The organism is Pseudarthrobacter sp. C4D7, assembly GCF_013359725.1.
Lineage (GTDB): Bacteria > Actinomycetota > Actinomycetes > Actinomycetales > Micrococcaceae > Arthrobacter.
This window is the reverse complement of record NZ_JABFMW010000006.1, coordinates 95,192-113,303: the sequence shown is the minus strand read 5'-3', so window position 1 is coordinate 113,303 and position 18,112 is coordinate 95,192. Positions and strand designations below refer to the sequence as shown.

Below are 18,112 nucleotides of genomic sequence, written 5' to 3'. Positions count from 1 at the left end.
CTCAGGAACCCATGCCTTCCATAGCCCCGCCACACACGTTCTCCCTGCCCCCTCTGAACCGGGAACTGTCGCCGTATACCGGACTGACCCGGGAGCACTGGTGCGCGTACGCAGACCACCTGCTTCGGTCGGCCCACCGCCACGCCAGCGATGACCACGCCAACCTGTACCTCCCTGGCGCGACCAGCGCCTACGGGCGCCGCAGCGATTCACTCGAGGCGTTTGCCCGGACCTTCCTGCTTGCCTCATTTCGAATCGCCGGCGACCCGGAACACACGGGTTGGATCGCCGATTGGTACGCGCAGGGACTCGACGCTGGAACCAACCCGCAGAACCCGGACCGGTGGCCCACACCGGGTGAACTGGACCAGGCCAAAGTGGAAGCGGCGTCCCTGGCCGTGGGCCTGGCCCTGACAAGGGACGTGCTCTGGGACAAGCTTCCGCAGCGGGTTAAGGAGCAGTTGGTGGCCTGGTTTGAGACGGTGATCGGCGAAAAATACCCGCCGATCAACTGGGTGTGGTTCCAGATCGTCGTTGAGATGTTCCTCGCCAGCGTCGGTGGCCGGTTTTCGGATGACGACATCGACGCGGGGCTGGCGATCCACGACACCCTCTACCGGGGGCACGGCTGGTTCGCCGACGGCCCGGAGCGCGCCTACGACCACTACGTCGGCTGGGCCTTCCAGGTCTACCCGCAGCTGCTGCAGCTGATGGCGCCGAACGATCCCCGGGTCCGGGCGCGCACCGCAGTGGACGGAGAACGCTTGGCGGACTTCCTCGACGACGCCATCCACCTGGTCGGCGCCAACGGATCCCCGCTGATCCAAGGACGCAGCCTCATCTACCGTTTTGCGGCGGCTGCGCCGTTCTGGACAGGACAGTTGTCCGGGCACAGCCGGCTCAGCCCCGGGGTTTCCCGGCGCGCCGCCTCCGGCATCCTGAAGTACTTCCTGGAACGCGGCGCCCTGAACGGTGACGGCCTGCTGACCATCGGCTTCCACGGCGAGTTCCCGGGCATGAAGCAGTCATACTCAGGCTTTGGCTCTCCGTACTGGGCCGCGAAGGGCATGATGGGCCTCGCCCTGCCCGCGCAACACGCGGCATGGACAGCCGTCGAGGAACCCCTCCCCGTGGAACTCGCCGACACCCGGCGCCTGATAGCGGCCCCCGGCTGGCAAATTGACGGGACGGTGGCCGACGGAGTCGTCCGGATCCGGAACCACGGCACCGACCACGCCAACCCCGGCGCCCAGGTGGCAGACTCCCCGCTCTACGCACGGCTGGGCTACTCGACCGCCACCTTCCCCCACCTCGAAGCCGAGTCCCTGGACAACGCCGTGGCTTTTGTGGACAGCGAGGGGCGGCTGACACACCGCACCGGATTCAAGTTCCTGGGGCACTCTGAACGGAACGGCGTGCACGCGGGAGCCTCGCGCGCGGCGACCCGCTGGATTGAGGTGGACCCTGACGGCGGCCCGGACCACGGCAGCGGTGCCGCCGGCGCAGCCACGCCCGGACCCGAAGCCACAGTGGTGTCCCTGACCCGCGGCGCGGTCGAGTTGCGGCTCGTGCGGGTGCGTGGCGCGTCCGGTGCCGGCGTTCGCCTGCGCATGGGCGGCTGGCCCGTGGTTCCGGGCTCGGAAGTGCAGTCTGAGCTCCGTCCCGTCCCATGGGCCGGCGCATGTGACGACGCCGGAACCTGGCGCGACGACGGGCCGCACCCCATGGGTGAGCAGCTGGTCATCCCGTGGATTGGCACGTCCGGGCCGGTGGCCGACGGCGACTACGCCGCCGTCGTCGGACTTGGCGGGGAAGGACTTCGGACGGACATGGATGGGGCGCGCTTCATCGGTGCAGACACGTTTGTGTTTGCCGACGGAATCGAGGTGGACGTGGCGTCCGTCTGGGAATCGTTGACGTCGGACCGGTGAGGGCCAGTGCGTGACCAGGCCGCGGACTGGAGGCCGCATCATGACGCAAAGCCCCAACCCAGGTAAAACCGGAGGGGCATCCCGTTGGGGCGGAAGGCACGTCCCACCCGGGAATGGGATTGAAGCCGACAAGACCAGGTGATGGAAAGGGGGGTGTCCCCCGCACGGGGCACCGTGTATATCGGTTAAGGTCGGGTTGGATTCATTCACGATAGGGGACCAACGTGGGTGCTGTGGACATCAAGGGCAAAGGCGCTTTGGAGCTGTCGGGCGGAGTGCTGCACCTGAAATGGAAGCCAGGGACGTACATCGGCAGTGTCGTCTGCCGGGCTGCGCTCGACGCCATCACCGTCATGGCCCACGGATCCAGGTTGCCGCTGTTGGTTGATCTGGGGGGAGCGACCCACTCCGCCGCCGCCAGGACACTGTTTCCCGACTCTTCAAGTGTCTCCAGGATGGCCTTCGTAGGGTCCTCGCCTGTTGACCGTGTGATCGCCATGTTCCGACCGCCCCGGCAGCCCGCAGGATTTCCGATCCAGTACTTCAGCTCTCCGGACGAGGCCATGGCATGGCTGCTCGCGCCAGCGGATGAGGCCGGTCCGGAACCCGACGCCGGGTAGTCCCACTCCGCAGCAGACGTGACATGCCGCGAGGCACCGAGGCCTCTGCGGGCGTTGATCCTGCGCCCCCTCAGTTGGGCGCCCCTTTTTGTTACTCCGTACTTCCGGCTGTGACCCCATGTTGCCCATAGCGTCGGAGCGTTTCATCGCCGATTGAACGGTGAATTTATGGGTGGTTGGGTGGAGCCACCGGTCTCGAAAGGAACGAACATGACGGAACACTTTGACATCAGCGCGCAGCGTCTGCGCCACGTCCTTGGCCACTTCGCATCCGGCCTGACGATCATCACTGCCGCTACGGAGAACGGTCCCGCCGGTTTCACCTGCCAGTCCTTCTCTTCCCTCTCCCTGGACCCGGCACTGGTGACGTTCAGCCCGGCGCGGAGTTCCAGCACCTGGCCGCAACTGCGTGCGGCCGGCCGTTTTACCGTCAACATCCTTCCCGCCGGGCACCAGCACCTCGCAGCCCAGTTCGCCCGATCCGGCACCGACAAGTTCGCTGGAGTCAGCTACTCCGCATCCCCGCTGGGCAATCCCCTTTTGGATGATGCGCTGGCCTGGGTGGACTGCGAACTGCATGAGGAATACGACGGCGGTGACCACACGATCGTGGTCGGGGCTGTGCGCGCCCTTGAAGCGCGGCAGGATGCGGAACCGCTGCTCTTTTTCAGGGGCAACTACCACCAAGGAGGGGAACCGCGCATCAGGGACTTGGACGGCGTCGCATGACACCGGCCAGGCCCAGCCTGCGCAGGTGCTTCGACGCCGGGCGCCTGGTCACGGCTTGTTCAGCCCGTGCCCGGTTGACGCGGATTTCGGGCGGGCGCGGATGTGCATCCGCTCGCCCTGTTGGCCGAACAGGCTGATCAACTCCACGGGCCGGCCGTCGGCGCTGGCAAACCAATGTGGCGTGTGGGTATCGAATTCAGCGGCTTCGCCCGGGCGCAGTTCGAAGTCTTTGCCGCCCAGGACGAGGCGCAGCCTGCCGTTGAGGACGTAGAGCCACTCGTAGCCTTCGTGAACGCGCGGATCCGGTTCTTCCCCGCGGGCGTCGCCTTCGAGGACCATTTTGAAAGCCTGCAAACCGCCCGGGCGCCGGGTAAGGGGAACGGCTGTCATCCCGGCGTGCGTGATGGGCTTCAGATGGATTCTCGGGTCCCCGGTGGGCGGAGCGTCAACCATGTCATCGAGGGGTACCCCATAGAGCCTCGCCAGGGGGAGCAGAAGCTCCAGGTTGGGCCGCCGTTGTCCTGCTTCAAGGCGGGACAGAGTGCTGGCAGATACCCCGGACGCGGCGGCAACCTCGGTGAGGGTGAGGTTTCGTTCCACCCGGAAAGCTTTGAGTCGTGGGCCGACCGTCCCGAGAACGGCGTCGAGATCGCTGGTCATACGATCACTTTGCCATACCGGCAAAAGTCTTTGCCAGTGAGTGCGAATGAGCACCATGCTGTTGCTATGCCCCGCACACGGAGGCGGGCAGCTTTAGCGACAGATCGAGAGGCTCAGCAAAATGGAAAACACGCGATGTGACGTTGTGATTGTGGGCGGCGGGGCGGCCGGTCTCAGCGCGGCCACTACTTTGGCCCGGCTTTGCGCTCGGTGGTGGTCATTGATTCCGGGGCCCCCCGCAATGCACCCGCGGCAGGCGTGCACGGTTTCCTCTCCAGGGACGGGATGAAACCCGAAGAGCTGCTGGCTGCCGGCCGACGGGAAGTGCTTTCCTACGGAGGCACGCTGATAGACGGCGAGGCGGTGTCGGCCCGGCGCACTCCCGATGGTTTCGACGTGATGACCGACGACGGCCGCCGGATTTCGGGACGACGGCTTCTGGTCACCACCGGCCTGACCGATGAGCTGCCCCCGATTGAGGGGCTACGGGACCAGTGGGGCAAGGGCGTGGTGCATTGTCCCTACTGTCACGGCTGGGAGATCCGGGGACGGCGGATCGGTGTGCTGGGCACGGGGCCGCTGTCCATCCATCAGGCCCTGCTGTTCCGCCAGTGGTCGTCGGAGCTCACCCTGTTCCTCAACGACACCGTGGAACCCACCGACGAGGAATGGGAGAAACTGGCTGCCCGCTCCATCACGGTGGTTGATGGTCCGGTTGCCACGGTCGACGCCGTCGATGGCCTCCTGCGGGGCATCACCCTTCGCTCAGGGCGTTCCTTTGACGTGGAGGCGTTGGCGGTCGCGTCCCGGCTGGAAGCCCGCTCCCACCTTCTGGAATCACTTGGCCTGGCGCTCCAGCCGCACCCGTCGGGGGCCGGCCGGTTCGTGGAGGCTGATCCCACGGGTGGTGCAACAGCTGTCCACGGCGTATATGCGGCCGGCAACGTCACGAACCTGATGGCGCAGGTAGTCACCGCGGCAGCCGACGGTGTCATGAGTGGGGCACGCATCAACGCGGACCTCATTGAGGAAGAAACCCGCTGGGCCGTGGAGGGGCGCTTCGGCCTCTTCTCCGCCGCCTCGGAGGATACCGTTTTCAAGGCCGTTGTTGGTCAGCGGCGCCATGGCCTGGAAGTCCGGGAACTGTAGGTGCGAGGCCCAGGCCACCGTCAGGCCCGTTTCTGTCCAGGCCCGGCCTTTTCCGTCTCCTGCGTCCTAGAATGGCGTGGCGGGTTTAGCCCGCATCACCGACCGAAGGGTTTATGAGCGTGAGTCATGAAAATGTAACGCCGGCAGCCACCACCGCAGCCCGCACCCTGTTCCGTGCCGCACTTGGCGGTGTGCTCGTGGCGCACGGGTCGCAGAAACTCTTCGGTTGGTTTGGCGGGGGTGGCATTGAGGAAACCAGCAAGGGCATGGATGCCATGGGGTTCCGCCCTGCAAAGACCAGCGCCATGTTGGCTGGCCTCGGAGAGGCGGGCGCCGGACTTGCCCTTGCTCTGGGCTTCGCCACGCCGGCCGCTGGAGCGGCCGCTGCCACCACGATGGGGGTGGCGGCGAGCGTGCATGCGCCGAACGGTTTCTTCGCGACGGACGGCGGCCTGGAATATCCGGCGGTGCTGGGACTCGCGGCCACATCCTTCGCCATCGGCGGACCGGGGCGGGTTTCCCTTGATGCCCTCACCGGCCACGTTCTGGACAGGCCGTGGATGCGGGTAGTCGCTGTTTCCGTAATACCGGTTGCCATCGGCATCCAGATCTACCGCCGCCGCCAGGCGCTGGCAGCAGACCACACGCCGGCATCGGGCGCCACGCCGGCGGAGGACGGATCGCCACCGCAGGCGTGAGTTGACGGGGCCTTGGCTGCTACGCTCCCACGGAACTTTCGTATCTCCGGAGGGGCGTTCGCCCGCCCGCCGCACAATCCACGGGTGGCACTTCTTTGCAATTGGCACCGCTGACGCCGTAGCCCGAGCCCTTGTTATGGGACGCTCCGCTGAGATCAGTAAGCAACTCAAAGAAGAACACGGGCCTTGGCGACGCTCCACAGCGGCCGTACCGCCGGCGAGGGCGCTTTGGTTCAGGCCGGGAGGATGGCTGCCACCTGGTCCCGGATATCGGCCAGCAGGTCCCCCGTGGACCGGGAAGCGTTGATGGACGCTGCCATGGTGAGGAACATGATGGCGGAAATGGTGCGGGCAAGGCTGGCCGCTGTCGCCGCGGACGTGCGGCCGCCGCGCTGCAGCGCCTCCGCAATGGCGGACTCTGTCCCGGCGGCGAGGGTGAGCGCTGCGTGGTGGTGGGGCTCACTGGGATCGCCGAACACCATTTCCCGCAGGTAAGTGCGGCCGTTGTCCACCCGGGTACGGTTGCATTCCACCACGGGCTGGACAATGGCCATGACGGCCTCGAGCGGTGAAGTGGCTTTCGCTGCACCCGCCGTGCCCGTGGCGAGGGCATCGGCGTAGGCCGAGTTCTGCACCAGCAGCAGCAGTTCACCTTTGTTCTTGGCGTAGAGGAAGAGGGTGCCCGTGCCGATGTCGGCCTTTTCGGCAATCTGCTGGGTGGTGACGTCGTCAATGCCATGTTCGGCAAAGAGTTCCCGGGCCGCTTCAGTGATCCGGTCAAGCTTGGCCTGCTTGTTCCGTTCCCGCCGGGACACGGGCTGGGACGCAGGATGCATGGGGGGCTGGCCTCCGGAATGGTCATGGTAAGGGACAGGCTTCGAGTCTAGCCAACAGGCGGTCAGCGTTGGAGGAACTCAATGGCGAGGGGAACAAACTGTCGATGGAACTGGAAGATGCCGCCGTGGCCGGAATCGGGATAGATCACCAGTTCCGAGCCGGCAATGCGCCGGTGCAGGTCCCCTGACAGGACGGAGGGAACCATGCGGTCATTGTCGCCGTTGGCGATCAGCGTGGGCTGGCTGATCGCGGACAGGTCGGCCGGAGCGCCGCGGCCCCAGTTCCTGATTGCCTTCAACTGCGCCTGGAACGCCTGGATCCGGACCGGCCGGTCACGCCCGTCCGTGCTCTCCTGCAGGCGGGCGATGAACGCTTTTGCCGCCAGCTTGCCCGCAGTGTTCCGGTTGAAGAACAGGAATTCCTTGGGATCGGCCCCGACCACGGTGGCCCGCAGAATGTCGAAGTACGTGACCCGCGCAACCTTGTCCATGCCTTTCCCGCCCCGAGGACCCGTTCCGGCAAGGATGAGTTTCCGGACCAGGTCCGGGTGCTTGCCGATGAGGGCCTGCGCCACCATCCCGCCAAGGGAAAAGGCGAAAATGTCCACCGTGGACAGGCCCAGGGCACGGATGAAGGTGGCGGCGTCGTCGGCCATGGCCTCGATGCTGTCCGGCACCTTCCCGTTGGTGGCACCGACGCCTCGGTTATTGAAGGTGATGACGTGGTGTTCTTTGGCGATGGGGTCGATCACCCGCGGGTCCCAGTTGTCCAGGTTGCCGGCAAGGTGCAGGAAGAAGACCACGGGAACTCCGCCCCTGGGACCCAATTCCCGGTAGGCATAGGTGACGCCGCCGGCCGTGATGCTGTGCGTTGGTGCATCGGCATAGGACGCGGCTGCGCTGCCTTCAGCGGCGCTCATGCCCGGTCCCCGCGTTCGTGCTGGCGGGCTGCGCGGGACGGGGCGCCGTCGGTTGGGGGATTGACGACGACGGACTTGCCGCGCAGGCCTCCACGCCCCAGCGCCTCCAAGGCATCGGGGAGCTGGGCGAACGGGGTGGTGCGTCCGACGACGGGACGCAGCACGCCGTCGTCGACAAGCCTCGCGATGCTGCCCAACTGCCCACCGCTGGCATACATGAAAAGGAATTCGTAGCGCACACCGAGGCGGCGCGCCTGGCCCCGGATGCGCCGGCTCAGGCCGGCGACGGCGAACCGGACCAGGGGGTTAAGACCCACTTCCCGCGCGAAAGCCGGGTCCGGCGGCCCTGCAATTCCGACGGCGAGGCCACCGGGTTTGAGGATGCGAAGGGATTTCTCCAGGTTCTGCCCGCCGACGCTGTCGAGGACCAGGTCGTAGCCACTCAGTATTTCCTCGAAGTCCTGGTCCCGGTAATCGATGACGACATCGGCGCCGAGGGAGCGGACGAACTCCGCGTTCGCGGCGCTGGCCGTTGTGGCCACGGTGGCGCCGAGGTGCTTGGCGAGCTGGATGGCGATGGAACCAACACCGCCGGCGCCGGCATGGATGAGGACCTTCTGTCCCGGCTGCAGTCCGCCGCGTTCCACCAGCGCCTGCCAAGCCGTCAACGCAACCAGGGGCAACGCGCCTGCCTCGGCCATGCTGATGGACGCCGGTTTAACCGCCAGGTCTGCCTCGGTGACGGCAATCCGTTCGGCAAACGTGCCGATGCGGTCCTTGCCGGGCCGGGCAAAGACCTCGTCGCCCGGCCGGAAACCGGTGACCTTGGACCCCACCTCGAGGACGGTTCCCGCCAGGTCGTTTCCCAGGACCAGTGGCAGCCTGTAGGGGAGTATCTGCTTGAACTCGCCCAGCCGGATCTTCTCATCCAGCTGGTTGAGTCCGGCCGCTTCCACACGGACCAGGACATCGTGATCCCCAACGGCCGGTTCGGGAATGTCGGCCAGCCGAAGTCCGGCCTTGTACTTGTCAACAACAAACGCCTTCATGGGGGAGCGCCCTTCTTAGTAAGTGTACTCAATTATGAGCGCACTCAATTTATTTTGTCAAAGGCGCCATCGCCCCGACAGCGCGGTAGGCATGCTGAGGTGGCTGGGATGGTGGTTGTTTTGCGACGACGGGGGCGGGCGTCCCGGGTGCGGTGCCTCTGTGCGCAGGGGGATGGCCCTAATCGCGTTCCATCTGAATGGTGACCTCAACAGCGCCCTGTCCTGCAGGAGAATCCTGGATGCACAGTGACTCCTTCCGGACGCCGTCGGGCTTGCTGGTGATGCAGCCTGTGGAGGGCTCCGTTGCCGGACCGGCTGGATCCGGCGTCATGCCGAACCTGGCAGCAGCCTCGTCCAGGATTACCGTGTGGCCCACGGACCAGCGGGCGCTCAACCGCAGGCAGGAGGTGTCAATGGACAGGCACCACGGGTCGACCGTGGGGTCCTGGCGGAAGACCACCTTCCAGTCGTCCTCCGGGACGTTGTCTGCCCGCGCCTTCATCTCTGAGGCCTTTTCCTGCGGGGATCCTCCGCCGTTGATTGCTCCGGCGAGGGCAGAGCAACCTGCGAACCCAAGAAGGCACAGCAGGGCCACTGCCACCGCAGTCGCCCCGAGGACCCAGCCAAGCCTGCCCTTCTTTTGCGGTGGCTTCTGGTTTGGTGGCGTGCTCATTCGGGTTCCGCTGCCGCGGTGCCACGGTTATCCGGCCTGCGCTTCTTCGCCACGCTCACTTCGTCTCCCATTGCCCGATCCCGTGGGTGGGTCAGTGACCTGCACGCCAGGCCGCCCAAGCCTGGAACCCGCCAATCAGGTCAGTTGCACGGGTCAGCCCCAGACGCTGCAGGGTATGGGCGGCGAGGCTGGAGCTGTAGCCCTCATTGCAGACGATCACGATGCGCCGGCCGGGATCGTCTGCATCGGGGATCCGGTGCGGGCTGGATGGATCCAGCCGCCACTCCAGGACGTTCCGGTCGATGACCACGGCTCCGGGAAGCGCGCCGTCGCGGTCCCGTTGGTCCGCGGGCCGGGTGTCAACAACCATGGCTCCCGCGGCAATCTCCTTCTCAAGGTCACAGGGCTGAACCCGCTCCAGTCCTGCCCGGCTTTCACGCAGCATCTGATCGATGGCGGAGGTCTCAGCCGAAACGCCGGAACCCGAACCTGGTTGACTGGCCGCTGCATCCCCGTCGCAGCCGGTGCTCTGTTCCACTGTTTTCCTCGCTTTGCCTGCTGATCGGTGCACAGTCCGCAGTGTGGCCGCACAGTCCCTGCGTCCCACGTTATGGGCGAAGCCGGTTCGGCGCACTTCCGCCACGCGATTTCCCTGGGGGCAGGCATTCCTTGCGCCGCAAGGTTCCGGCTGCTTGATGCAGCGGGACACGCCCAACCTTGTCCTGTTGCTCCTGCCGTGGTCTGGGATATGCTCCAGAAATGGCACCGCGAAGTTTTCTTCAATGGCCGGTCGTCCGTCAACTGACCACGGGCGACCTCCTTGGCCGTGGGCCGTCGGTGACCTCGCCCAAGACGCAGGCCATGACCCCCCGCACAGCCACCGCAGACCGGGTGGTGCAGAGTGTGTGCCCCTACTGCGCGGTCGGGTGCGGGCAGCGCGTTTACGTCAAAGACGAGAAGGTCGTTCAGATCGAAGGCGATCCGGACTCACCTATTTCACGCGGGCGCCTCTGCCCCAAGGGTTCCGCCAGCGAACAGCTGGTCAATTCTCCGGGCCGCCAGACCAAGGTTTTGTACCGTGCGCCGCGTGCCAGGGAATGGCAGCGGCTGGAACTCTCCACCGCCGTCGAAATGATCGCCGACCGGTTCATCGAGAGCCGGCGCAGGACCTGGCAGCAGACCGATGACCACGGCCGCCTGCTGCGGCGCACCATGGGCATCGCCTCGCTGGGCGGCGCCACATTGGACAACGAAGAGAACTACCTGATCAAGAAGCTTTTCACCGCTGCCGGCGCGGTACAGACGGAGAACCAAGCCCGTATATGACACTCCGCCACGGTTCCCAGTTTGGGAGCCTCGTTTGGGCGCGGTGGCGCTACGCAGTCACTGCAGGACATGGCCAACGCCGACTGCATCATCATCCAGGGTTCCAACATGGCCGAATGCCATCCGGTGGGATTCCAGTGGGTAGCGGAGGCTAAAGCCCGTGGGGCGAAGGTCATCCATATCGACCCGCGGTTCACTCGGACCTCGGCCGTGTCGGACAAGCATCTGCCCATCAGGGCCGGCTCCGATGTTGTGCTCCTTGGCGCGCTCATCAACTACGTCATCGCCAACGACCTGTGGTTCAAGGAGTATGTGACCGCGTACACCAACGCGGCCACGCTGGTCCATGAGGACTACCGCGACGCTGAGGACCTTGGCGGGCTGTTCTCCGGTTTCGACCCGGAAAAGGGTGCATACGACAACTCGTCGTGGGCCTACGATGAAGCCGAAGATGGCTCCATCGACGAACCGGCCGGTCCGGAGCACGGGGCCGAGGCGGGCGCCCGGGCAGCCGGCGACGCCCTCGGCAGCGGTGGCCCGCCCCTCGAGCACGCGGAAGTGCTGCGGGATGACACGCTCCAAAACCCCAGGACCGTCTTCCAGATCCTGAAGCGGCACTACGCCCGTTACACCCCGGAAATGGTCCGCGACATGTGCGGCATCAGCGAAGCCGACTTTGCCTACCTGGCGAAGACCATCACGGAGAACTCCGGCCGCGACCGGACCACCTGCTTCGCGTACGCCGTGGGTTGGACCCAGCACTCGCTGGGTGCCCAGTTCATCCGGGCAGCCGCCATCCTCCAGTTGCTGCTGGGAAACGTGGGGCGTCCCGGCGGCGGGATCATGGCCCTCCGCGGCCACGCCAGCATCCAGGGCTCCACCGACATTCCGACGCTGTTCAACCTGCTGCCCGGCTACCTCCCCATGCCCAGCGCCGGCCGCCACGACACCCTGGAGGAGTACCTCGCGGCCAACGCCTCGAAGAGCCAAAAGGGATTCTGGGCCGATGCCGATGCGTACACCATCAGCCTGCTGAAGGCTTGGTGGGGGGACGCGGCGACGGCGGACAACGACTGGGCCTACGACTACCTGCCCCGGCTGACCGGTGCCCACGGGACCTATGAGACCGTGATGAGCATGCTCCGCGACGAGGTGGAAGGCTACTTCCTGCTCGGCCAGAACCCGGCGGTCGGCTCGGCGCACGGGCGCATGCAGCGGCTCGGAATGTCCCACCTGAAGTGGCTCGTGGTCCGCGACCTGAACATGATCGAGTCCGCGACGTGGTGGAAAGACGGCCCGGAAATCGAGTCCGGGGAACTCCGGACCGAGGATATCGAGACCGAGGTCTTCTTCCTGCCGGCAGCCACCCACGTGGAGAAGGCCGGGTCCTTCACCCAGACCCAGCGGCTGTTGCAGTGGCGCCACCAGGCGGTGGCACCGCCGGGCGAGTGCCAGAGCGAACTGCAGTTCTTTTACGAACTGGGGCACCGGATCCGGGAGAAGCTCGCCGATTCCCAGGACGAACGGGACCGGCCGCTGCTGGATCTGACGTGGGATTACCCCACGGACGAGCACGGTGATCCGGACCCCGAGTCGGTGCTTGCCGAGATCAACGGGCGTCACCTGACCGGCCCGGATGCCGGTAAGCCGCTCTCCGCCTACACCGAACTCCGCGCGGACGGCTCTACGACGGCAGGCTGCTGGATCTACACCGGCGTCTACGCCGAGGGGATCAACCACGCCGCCAGCCGGAAACCAGGCCAGGAACAAGGCCCGGCAGCTCCTGAGTGGGGCTGGGCCTGGCCGGCCAACCGGCGGATCCTGTACAACCGCGCCTCCGCCGATCCGGCCGGCAAGCCGTGGAGCGAACGCAAGAAATACGTGTGGTGGGACGCGGAGCAGGGGAAGTGGGTGGGCGACGACGTCCCCGACTTCCCGCCGACCCTCGCCCCCGGCACCAAACCCGACCCCTCGGTGGGCGGACCGGCCGCGCTCAGCGGGGACGATCCGTTCATCATGCAGTCTGACGGCAAGGGCTGGCTGTTCGCGCCCAAGGGACTCGTGGACGGTCCGCTCCCAACCCACTACGAGGCCCAGGAATCACCCGTGGCCAACGGGCTGTACCCGCAGCAGCAGAGTCCGGCACGGCTGAAGTACGCCCGCAAGGACAACCTCAGCGCACCCAGTGCCGGTACACCCGGGGCGGAGGTCTATCCCTTCGTCTTCACCACGTACCGGCTCACGGAGCACCACACCGCGGGCGGGATGAGCCGCTGGCTGCCGTACCTCTCCGAACTGCAGCCGGAGATGTTCTGCGAAGTGTCGCCCGAACTGGCCGCTGAGCGCGGACTGGAACCCTATGGGTGGGCCACCATCATCTCGCCGCGCTCTGCCATTGAGGCGAAGGTGCTGGTGACCGACCGGATGAGGCCGCTTGCCGTTGGCGGGCACACCGTGCACCAGATCGGCCTGCCCTACCACTGGGGCGTCGGCAGCAATGCTGTGGTCAGCGGTGACGCGGCCAACGACCTGCTGGGGGTGACCCTTGATCCCAACGTCCAGATCCAGGAATCCAAGGTGGCCTCCTGCGACATCCGTCCAGGCCGCCGGCCGCGCGGGAAGGACCTCCTTGCCCTCGTTGCCGAATACCAGGCGAGGGCCGGGCTGACCATCGAGACCGGTAACCGCACCGTCACCGCCCCCGCGGCGGAAGGCAAGGATCCCGCGGGGCCCGACGGCCACGCCGAGGGTGGCGGGAAATGACCGTCGCCATATCCGGCCAGGGCCGCACCTACTTTGCCCGGCCCGGGACACTGCCCAGCGGCAGCGTTCCGGGCATCGATCCCACCTTGGAGAACTAGATGGGCCAGCTGTCCGGACCGACCGACCCCACCGCCGATGCCCACTGGGAACACAACCATCCGCGCAAGGGGTTCTTCACTGACACCTCGATTTGTATCGGCTGCAAGGCCTGCGAAGTTGCCTGCAAGGAGTGGAACCACAATCCGCAGGACGGGAACCTGGAACTCCTCGGGTCTTCCTATGACAACACCGGATCCCTGGGCGCCAGCACCTGGCGGCATGTCGCGTTCATTGAGCAGGGCCAGGACCGCATTGTGGAGGCCCGGGAATCGGGGCGGGCCCTGGTCAGCCTGGGAATGCCCCGCATCGGTCCTCCGGCTCCGGCAGCATCCGTCCCGGCGGACCTTGCGGAAGCGGACACCACGCCGCCGGACACGGCAGACTTCCGGTGGCTGATGTCCTCCGACGTCTGCAAGCACTGCACGCACGCGGGGTGCCTTGATGTGTGTCCCACCGGGGCGCTGTTCCGGACCGAGTTCGGCACCGTGGTGGTCCAGGACGACGTCTGCAACGGTTGCGGAACCTGCGTGGCCGGGTGCCCCTTCGGCGTCATCGAACGCCGCAGCAACGGCACGGTCAAGGTCTCTACCAGCAGGGAAGACCAGCACGCCGCGCACCCCGAGGTCCCGAACGCGGGCATCGCCCAGAAGTGCACCCTCTGTTACGACCGACTGGTGGCGGACGAGACGCCGGCCTGCGCCAAAGCATGCCCGACGACGTCCATCAAGTTCGGCGACCACGACGACATGGTGGAGGCGGCCCGTGAGCGGGTGGCAGACCTGCACGCGAAGGGCCTCACCGAGGCGCGGCTCTACGGTGCGAACGAGAACGACGGCGTCGGCGGCACCGGATCTGTCTTCCTGCTGCTGGACGAACCGGAAGTCTACGGGCTACCGCCGGACCCGCGGGTCCCCACCGCTGATCTGCCGAAGATGTACCGGCGGGCCGGTATGGCGGTAGCGGGCATGGCCGCTGCAGCTGCACTTGCCTTCCTGGGAGGACGCGCGTGACACTTTCCGAATTCGACAGTTTCCGGCCATCGGAACCCGCCCGGCGACGGCGGGAGGGCGGCAAACGCGGCACTGGACGGCGCCGGGACAACGGCGACGGCAGCCGCGAGATGCCCATGGTCCCGGAGCCGGAATTCAGCTCCTACTACGGCCGTCCCGTGGTGAAACCCGCACCATGGGGCGATGACGTCGCCATCTACCTCTTCCTCGGTGGTGTGGCGGCAGGCTCGGCCCTCCTGGCCGCCGGCGGACAATTGACCGGGCGGCCCGTGCTTCGCCGGAATGCCCGGCTGGGCGCCCTCACCGCGGTAAGCGCCGGGGCGGTTGCCTTGGTGAAGGACCTGGGCCGGCCGGAGCGCTTCCTGCACATGCTGCGGACCTTCAAGGTTACGTCCCCCATGAGCGTGGGTTCGTGGATCCTGAGTGCGTTCAGCGCCGGAGCGGGTGTGGCGGCCGTCGCGGAGATCGACCGCATGAGTGGAAACCGGCTGCCGCTCGGCCCCCTGCGCAACGTGCTGCAGGCCGTCGAAGGACCCGCCGGCATCGAAGCTGCGGTCTTCGCTGGACCACTGGCGGCCTACACTGCCGTCCTGCTGGGCGACACCGCCACGCCAACGTGGAACGCTGCCCATGAAGAGCTGCCCTTCGTCTTCGTGAGTTCCGCGTGCCTGGCGTCCGCCGGGCTGGCCATGGTCACCACGCCGGTCCGCGAGACGGGTCCTGCACGTAACCTCGCCGTGCTCGGTGTCCTGGGTGACGTGGTGGCCATGAAGGTGATGGAACGCCGGATGGATCCGGTGGCTGCTGAGCCACTTCACCAGGGCAAGGCCGGAGCAATGCTGAAGTGGAGCGAACGGCTGGCTGTTGCCGGCGGCCTGGGGACACTCCTGGGCGGAAGGCACCGCATCGTGGCGGCCGTTTCGGGGCTGGCCCTGCTTTCCGCATCAGCGCTGACCCGGTTTGGCGTGTTCGAGGCCGGCCTTGAGTCGGCCAGGGATCCGCGGTACACGATTGAACCGCAGAAGAACCGGCTGGCGGCCCGCCGCGCAGCCGGCGTCACCGGCGACGCGATTACCACCGGGAGCTGACAAGGGCGCCTCCGCAGGCGTTCGGAATCAGCGGATCTCGATGCCCCGCCCCGCGGTGGTATGGCCGATCACGGGATGCCCCGGCAGCTCACCAACCACCAGCAGGCCGCCGGAGGTTTGCGCATCAGCCAGGAGCAGCAGGTCGTCGTCGGTGATGCCTGCCGCGGTGCTGACGTGCGGACGCACCCACTCCAGGTTGCGCCGGCTCCCGCCGGAAATGAAGCCATCACGGAGCGCCTGGCGGGCGCCGTCGATCAGCGGCACGGCCTTCAGGTCGATCACGGCCCCCACGTCCGACGCGCGCACCATTTTGTGGAGGTGGCCCAGGAGGCCGAAACCTGTCACGTCGGTTGCCGCCCTGACACCGGCAGCCACCGCGGCGTCGGCCGCGTCGCGGTTCAGGGCAGCCATGGTTTCCACGGCTTCAGGGAACACCTCGCCGGTCTGCTTGTGCCGGTTGTTGAGAAGTCCGACGCCGATTGGCTTGGTGAGCGTGATGGGCAGTCCGGGCCGGGCGGCATCGTTGCGCAGCAAACGGTCCGGATGGGCCACGCCCGTCACTGCCATGCCGTACTTTGGTTCAGGGTCATCAATTGAGTGGCCCCCAAGAACCGGACAACCCGCCTGCGAGGCTACGCTCAGCCCGCCGCGCAGGACTTCGGTCATCAGCTCCATGGGGAGGACGCCCCGGGGCCAGCCGATGAGGTTGATCGCCGTGATTGGCCGGCCGCCCATGGCGTAAATGTCCGAGAGCGCATTGGCTGCGGCGATCCGGCCCCAGTCGAAGGCGTCGTTGACCACGGGAGTGAAAAAGTCCGCCGTGGTCAGGACGGCAAGGTCCTCACGCACCAGGACCGCCGCCGCGTCGTCGCCAGTGTCGAGGCCCACCAGTACCTCGGCTCCGGGCTGGCCGATCAGGCCACGGACCGCGTCTTCGAGCTCGCCCGGAGGAATTTTGCAGGCGCAGCCACCCCCGTGGGCATAGTCGGTGAGCCGGACTGCGCCGGCGGCACCTGCATCGAGTTGCTGGATTGACGTCTGGGCCTCATTCACCTGCCCAGCGTACCTTCAAGGCAACCCTGCTATATTGAGGCGCGGTGGCGTCCGGGTCCTGGTGGGCCCCCCGGTCTTCAAAACCGGTGCGGCTGAGCATCTCGGCCTGGCGGGTTCGATTCCCGTCCGCCACCGCCAACTTTCGGCAACGAATGCCGCGATACGAGGAGGGCTGTGGACCAGGTCGATCCCCGGCGCCTGATTCCCCGCACGAATGACCTGCTGGCACTGCCGGCGGTCCGCGAGGCCCGCACCCGGCTGAACGGGCGCATCATCCGCGAACTCGTCCGGGATGTCCAGGAGCAGGCCCGGAGCGGCGGGCTCCCGGCCGGCCAGGTGGAACCTGTCCTGCTGGCTGCCGTCGCTGCCCGGACGGCAACAACCCTGCGCCCGGTCTTGAACGCCACCGGTGTCATCGTGCACACCAACCTGGGGCGTGCGCCGCTTTCCGAAGGCGCTGTTGCCGCCCTCGTCGCGGCCAGCGGCTACGTGGACGTGGAGCTAGACCTGTCGGACGGCAGCCGTTCACGCCGCGGCGCCGGAGCCCGCGCCGCCCTCCTCGCTGCATGTCCTGCGGCCGAGGACGCGCTGGTGGTGAACAACGGAGCGGCAGCACTGGTGCTCGCCACGACGGCCCTGGCGGCCGGCCGCGAGGTGGTGCTGAGCCGGGGCGAACTGGTGGAAATCGGTGCCGGGTTCAGGCTCACCGACCTGATGGAATCCACAGGCGCCAGGCTTCGCGAGGTGGGCACCACCAACCGGACCCACCTCCATGACTACGCCGGGGCGCTCGGACCGGATACCGGGTGCATCCTCAAGGTCCACCCCAGCAATTTCCGTGTTGACGGCTTTACCTCGGCTGTTCCCATGGCTGAGCTGAGCCGGCTGGCTGCCGGCAACGGGGTACCCCTCGTGGCTGACCTCGGCAGCGGACTGCTGGCACCGGACCCGTTCCTGCCGGATGAACCGGATGCCGCCACCGCTTTGGCGAGTGGGGCCGACGTCGTGATTGCCAGCGGCGACAAACTGCTGGGCGGCCCCCAGGCCGGCCTGCTGCTGGGCCGCAGGGAAGTCATCGCGCGGCTGGCGCGCCACCCGCTGGCCCGCGCGGTCAGGGCCGACAAACTTGCCCTTGCCGCCCTGGAGGCGACCGTTGCCGGCGGCCCGCCGCCGGTCGTCCAGGCGCTGCACGCCGACGCCGGGCAGCTGCGCCGCCGAACTGACCGGCTGGCCCGGGAACTTGGTGCAGCCGTGGTCCCGCATGACGGCAGGGTAGGCGGCGGAGGTGCCCCGGGGGTTCCCCTGGCCGGGTGGGCACTCCGGCTCCCGGAAGGCGTCGCCCGGCTCCTGCGGACCGGGGATCCGGCCGTGCTGCCGCGCGTCCACGACGGCTTCTGTTTGGTTGACCTGCGGTGCGTCCCCGAACGGGACGACGCCCGGATCGCCGCGGCCGTACGGGAGGCGTTGGCAAGCCTCGAAGCCGCGGATGCCGGCAGGGCGGGCTGAGC

At 67.1% G+C, this 18,112-nt stretch carries 17 protein-coding genes and 1 tRNA gene; 11 read left to right on the top strand and 7 right to left on the bottom strand.

Annotation, left to right across the window (positions count from 1 at the left end):
* Window positions 1–11 precede the first annotated feature (11 nt).
* The 3 genes from HNO81_RS06885 to HNO81_RS06875 all read left to right on the top strand — a co-directional run bounded on the left by HNO81_RS06885 (window position 12) and on the right by HNO81_RS06875 (window position 3,280).
* Window positions 12–1,931 (top strand): DUF2264 domain-containing protein, encoded by a 1,920-nt coding sequence (locus tag HNO81_RS06885; RefSeq protein ID WP_175317394.1) that lies wholly within the window; start codon window positions 12–14, stop codon window positions 1,929–1,931.
* Between the two features lie 224 nt (window positions 1,932–2,155).
* Complete coding sequence (locus HNO81_RS06880; RefSeq protein ID WP_175317393.1) at window positions 2,156–2,551, top strand: STAS/SEC14 domain-containing protein; 396 nt, start codon at window positions 2,156–2,158, stop codon at window positions 2,549–2,551.
* Window positions 2,552–2,761: 210 nt separating this feature from the next.
* Window positions 2,762–3,280, top strand: a complete 519-nt coding sequence (locus HNO81_RS06875) for a flavin reductase family protein (protein WP_175317392.1) — start codon at window positions 2,762–2,764, stop codon at window positions 3,278–3,280.
* Between the two features lie 48 nt (window positions 3,281–3,328).
* Here HNO81_RS06875 and HNO81_RS06870 read toward each other — a convergent pair whose 3' ends face one another.
* Window positions 3,329–3,940 carry a helix-turn-helix domain-containing protein gene (locus HNO81_RS06870; protein WP_175317391.1) on the bottom strand — a complete coding sequence of 204 codons (612 nt, stop codon included), beginning with the start codon at window positions 3,938–3,940 and terminating at the stop codon, window positions 3,329–3,331.
* Between the two features lie 121 nt (window positions 3,941–4,061).
* On the opposite strand from HNO81_RS06870, the gene HNO81_RS20385 reads away from it, so the two are divergent.
* The 3 genes from HNO81_RS20385 to HNO81_RS06860 all read left to right on the top strand — a co-directional run bounded on the left by HNO81_RS20385 (window position 4,062) and on the right by HNO81_RS06860 (window position 5,787).
* A complete protein-coding gene (locus tag HNO81_RS20385; protein WP_371818183.1) occupies window positions 4,062–4,229 on the top strand; it encodes an FAD-binding protein in 168 nt (55 codons plus the stop codon).
* Entirely contained in the window at window positions 4,226–5,089 is an 864-nt protein-coding gene (locus tag HNO81_RS06865; protein WP_371818182.1) for an NAD(P)/FAD-dependent oxidoreductase, read from the top strand. The genes HNO81_RS20385 and HNO81_RS06865 overlap by 4 nt, the downstream gene beginning before the upstream one ends.
* Before the next feature lie 119 nt (window positions 5,090–5,208).
* On the top strand, window positions 5,209–5,787 hold the full coding sequence (locus tag HNO81_RS06860) for a DoxX family protein (protein ID WP_371818181.1): 579 nt from the start codon (window positions 5,209–5,211) through the stop codon (window positions 5,785–5,787).
* A gap of 233 nt (window positions 5,788–6,020) precedes the next feature.
* Here the strand turns inward: HNO81_RS06860 and HNO81_RS06855 are convergent, their stop codons facing one another.
* The 5 genes from HNO81_RS06855 to HNO81_RS06835 form a co-directional block, all read right to left on the bottom strand.
* A complete protein-coding gene (locus HNO81_RS06855; RefSeq protein WP_175317389.1) occupies window positions 6,021–6,623 on the bottom strand; it encodes a TetR/AcrR family transcriptional regulator in 603 nt (200 codons plus the stop codon).
* A 62-nt stretch (window positions 6,624–6,685) separates the two neighbouring features.
* The gene (locus HNO81_RS06850) at window positions 6,686–7,543 is read right to left on the bottom strand and encodes an alpha/beta fold hydrolase (protein WP_175317388.1); all 858 of its coding nucleotides are present in this window, start codon (window positions 7,541–7,543) and stop codon (window positions 6,686–6,688) included.
* Window positions 7,540–8,592, bottom strand: coding sequence for an NADP-dependent oxidoreductase (locus HNO81_RS06845; RefSeq protein WP_175317387.1), 1,053 nt, complete (start codon window positions 8,590–8,592; stop codon window positions 7,540–7,542). Before HNO81_RS06845 ends, HNO81_RS06850 begins: the two co-directional genes overlap by 4 nt.
* Before the next feature lie 178 nt (window positions 8,593–8,770).
* Window positions 8,771–9,265: a hypothetical protein gene (locus tag HNO81_RS06840; RefSeq protein WP_175317386.1), complete on the bottom strand. Its 495-nt coding sequence runs from the start codon at window positions 9,263–9,265 to the stop codon at window positions 8,771–8,773.
* Window positions 9,266–9,356: 91 nt separating this feature from the next.
* Window positions 9,357–9,803: a rhodanese-like domain-containing protein gene (locus HNO81_RS06835; protein ID WP_371818180.1), complete on the bottom strand. Its 447-nt coding sequence runs from the start codon at window positions 9,801–9,803 to the stop codon at window positions 9,357–9,359.
* A gap of 221 nt (window positions 9,804–10,024) precedes the next feature.
* Here HNO81_RS06835 and fdh point away from each other — a divergent pair, with 221 nt between their 5' ends.
* From fdh to nrfD, 3 genes are all read left to right on the top strand, one after another.
* A complete protein-coding gene (gene fdh / locus HNO81_RS06830; protein WP_175317385.1) occupies window positions 10,025–13,354 on the top strand; it encodes a formate dehydrogenase in 3,330 nt (1,109 codons plus the stop codon).
* A gap of 98 nt (window positions 13,355–13,452) precedes the next feature.
* On the top strand, window positions 13,453–14,463 hold the full coding sequence (locus tag HNO81_RS06825) for a 4Fe-4S dicluster domain-containing protein (protein WP_175317384.1): 1,011 nt from the start codon (window positions 13,453–13,455) through the stop codon (window positions 14,461–14,463).
* Entirely contained in the window at window positions 14,460–15,551 is a 1,092-nt protein-coding gene (nrfD, locus tag HNO81_RS06820) for an NrfD/PsrC family molybdoenzyme membrane anchor subunit (protein WP_175317383.1), read from the top strand. The genes HNO81_RS06825 and nrfD overlap by 4 nt, the downstream gene beginning before the upstream one ends.
* Window positions 15,552–15,578: 27 nt before the next feature.
* On the opposite strand, the gene selD is transcribed toward nrfD, so the two are convergent.
* Window positions 15,579–16,583, bottom strand: coding sequence for a selenide, water dikinase SelD (selD, locus tag HNO81_RS06815; RefSeq protein ID WP_371818184.1), 1,005 nt, complete (start codon window positions 16,581–16,583; stop codon window positions 15,579–15,581).
* 64 nt (window positions 16,584–16,647) lie between these two features.
* On the opposite strand from selD, the gene HNO81_RS06810 reads away from it, so the two are divergent.
* Both HNO81_RS06810 and selA read left to right on the top strand, forming a co-directional pair.
* Window positions 16,648–16,742 (top strand) — tRNA-Sec (locus tag HNO81_RS06810).
* Window positions 16,743–16,778: 36 nt separating this feature from the next.
* Complete coding sequence (gene selA, locus HNO81_RS06805) at window positions 16,779–18,110, top strand: L-seryl-tRNA(Sec) selenium transferase (protein ID WP_141160568.1); 1,332 nt, start codon at window positions 16,779–16,781, stop codon at window positions 18,108–18,110.
* Window positions 18,111–18,112 lie beyond the last annotated feature (2 nt).

Bases quoted from the DNA above. Each gene is read 5' to 3' on its own strand.
- HNO81_RS06845 (WP_175317387.1), bottom strand. From the start codon at position 8,592: ATGAAGGCGTTTGTTGTTGACAAGTACAAGGCCGGACTTCGGCTGGCC.
- HNO81_RS06840 (WP_175317386.1), bottom strand. From the start codon at position 9,265: ATGAGCACGCCACCAAACCAGAAGCCACCGCAAAAGAAGGGCAGGCTT.
- HNO81_RS06825 (WP_175317384.1), top strand. From the start codon at position 13,453: ATGGGCCAGCTGTCCGGACCGACCGACCCCACCGCCGATGCCCACTGG.
- HNO81_RS06870 (WP_175317391.1), bottom strand. From the start codon at position 3,940: ATGACCAGCGATCTCGACGCCGTTCTCGGGACGGTCGGCCCACGACTC.
- HNO81_RS06885 (WP_175317394.1), top strand. From the start codon at position 12: ATGCCTTCCATAGCCCCGCCACACACGTTCTCCCTGCCCCCTCTGAAC.
- HNO81_RS06850 (WP_175317388.1), bottom strand. From the start codon at position 7,543: ATGAGCGCCGCTGAAGGCAGCGCAGCCGCGTCCTATGCCGATGCACCA.
- HNO81_RS06855 (WP_175317389.1), bottom strand. From the start codon at position 6,623: ATGCATCCTGCGTCCCAGCCCGTGTCCCGGCGGGAACGGAACAAGCAG.
- HNO81_RS06875 (WP_175317392.1), top strand. From the start codon at position 2,762: ATGACGGAACACTTTGACATCAGCGCGCAGCGTCTGCGCCACGTCCTT.
- HNO81_RS20385 (WP_371818183.1), top strand. From the start codon at position 4,062: ATGGAAAACACGCGATGTGACGTTGTGATTGTGGGCGGCGGGGCGGCC.
- HNO81_RS06865 (WP_371818182.1), top strand. From the start codon at position 4,226: ATGAAACCCGAAGAGCTGCTGGCTGCCGGCCGACGGGAAGTGCTTTCC.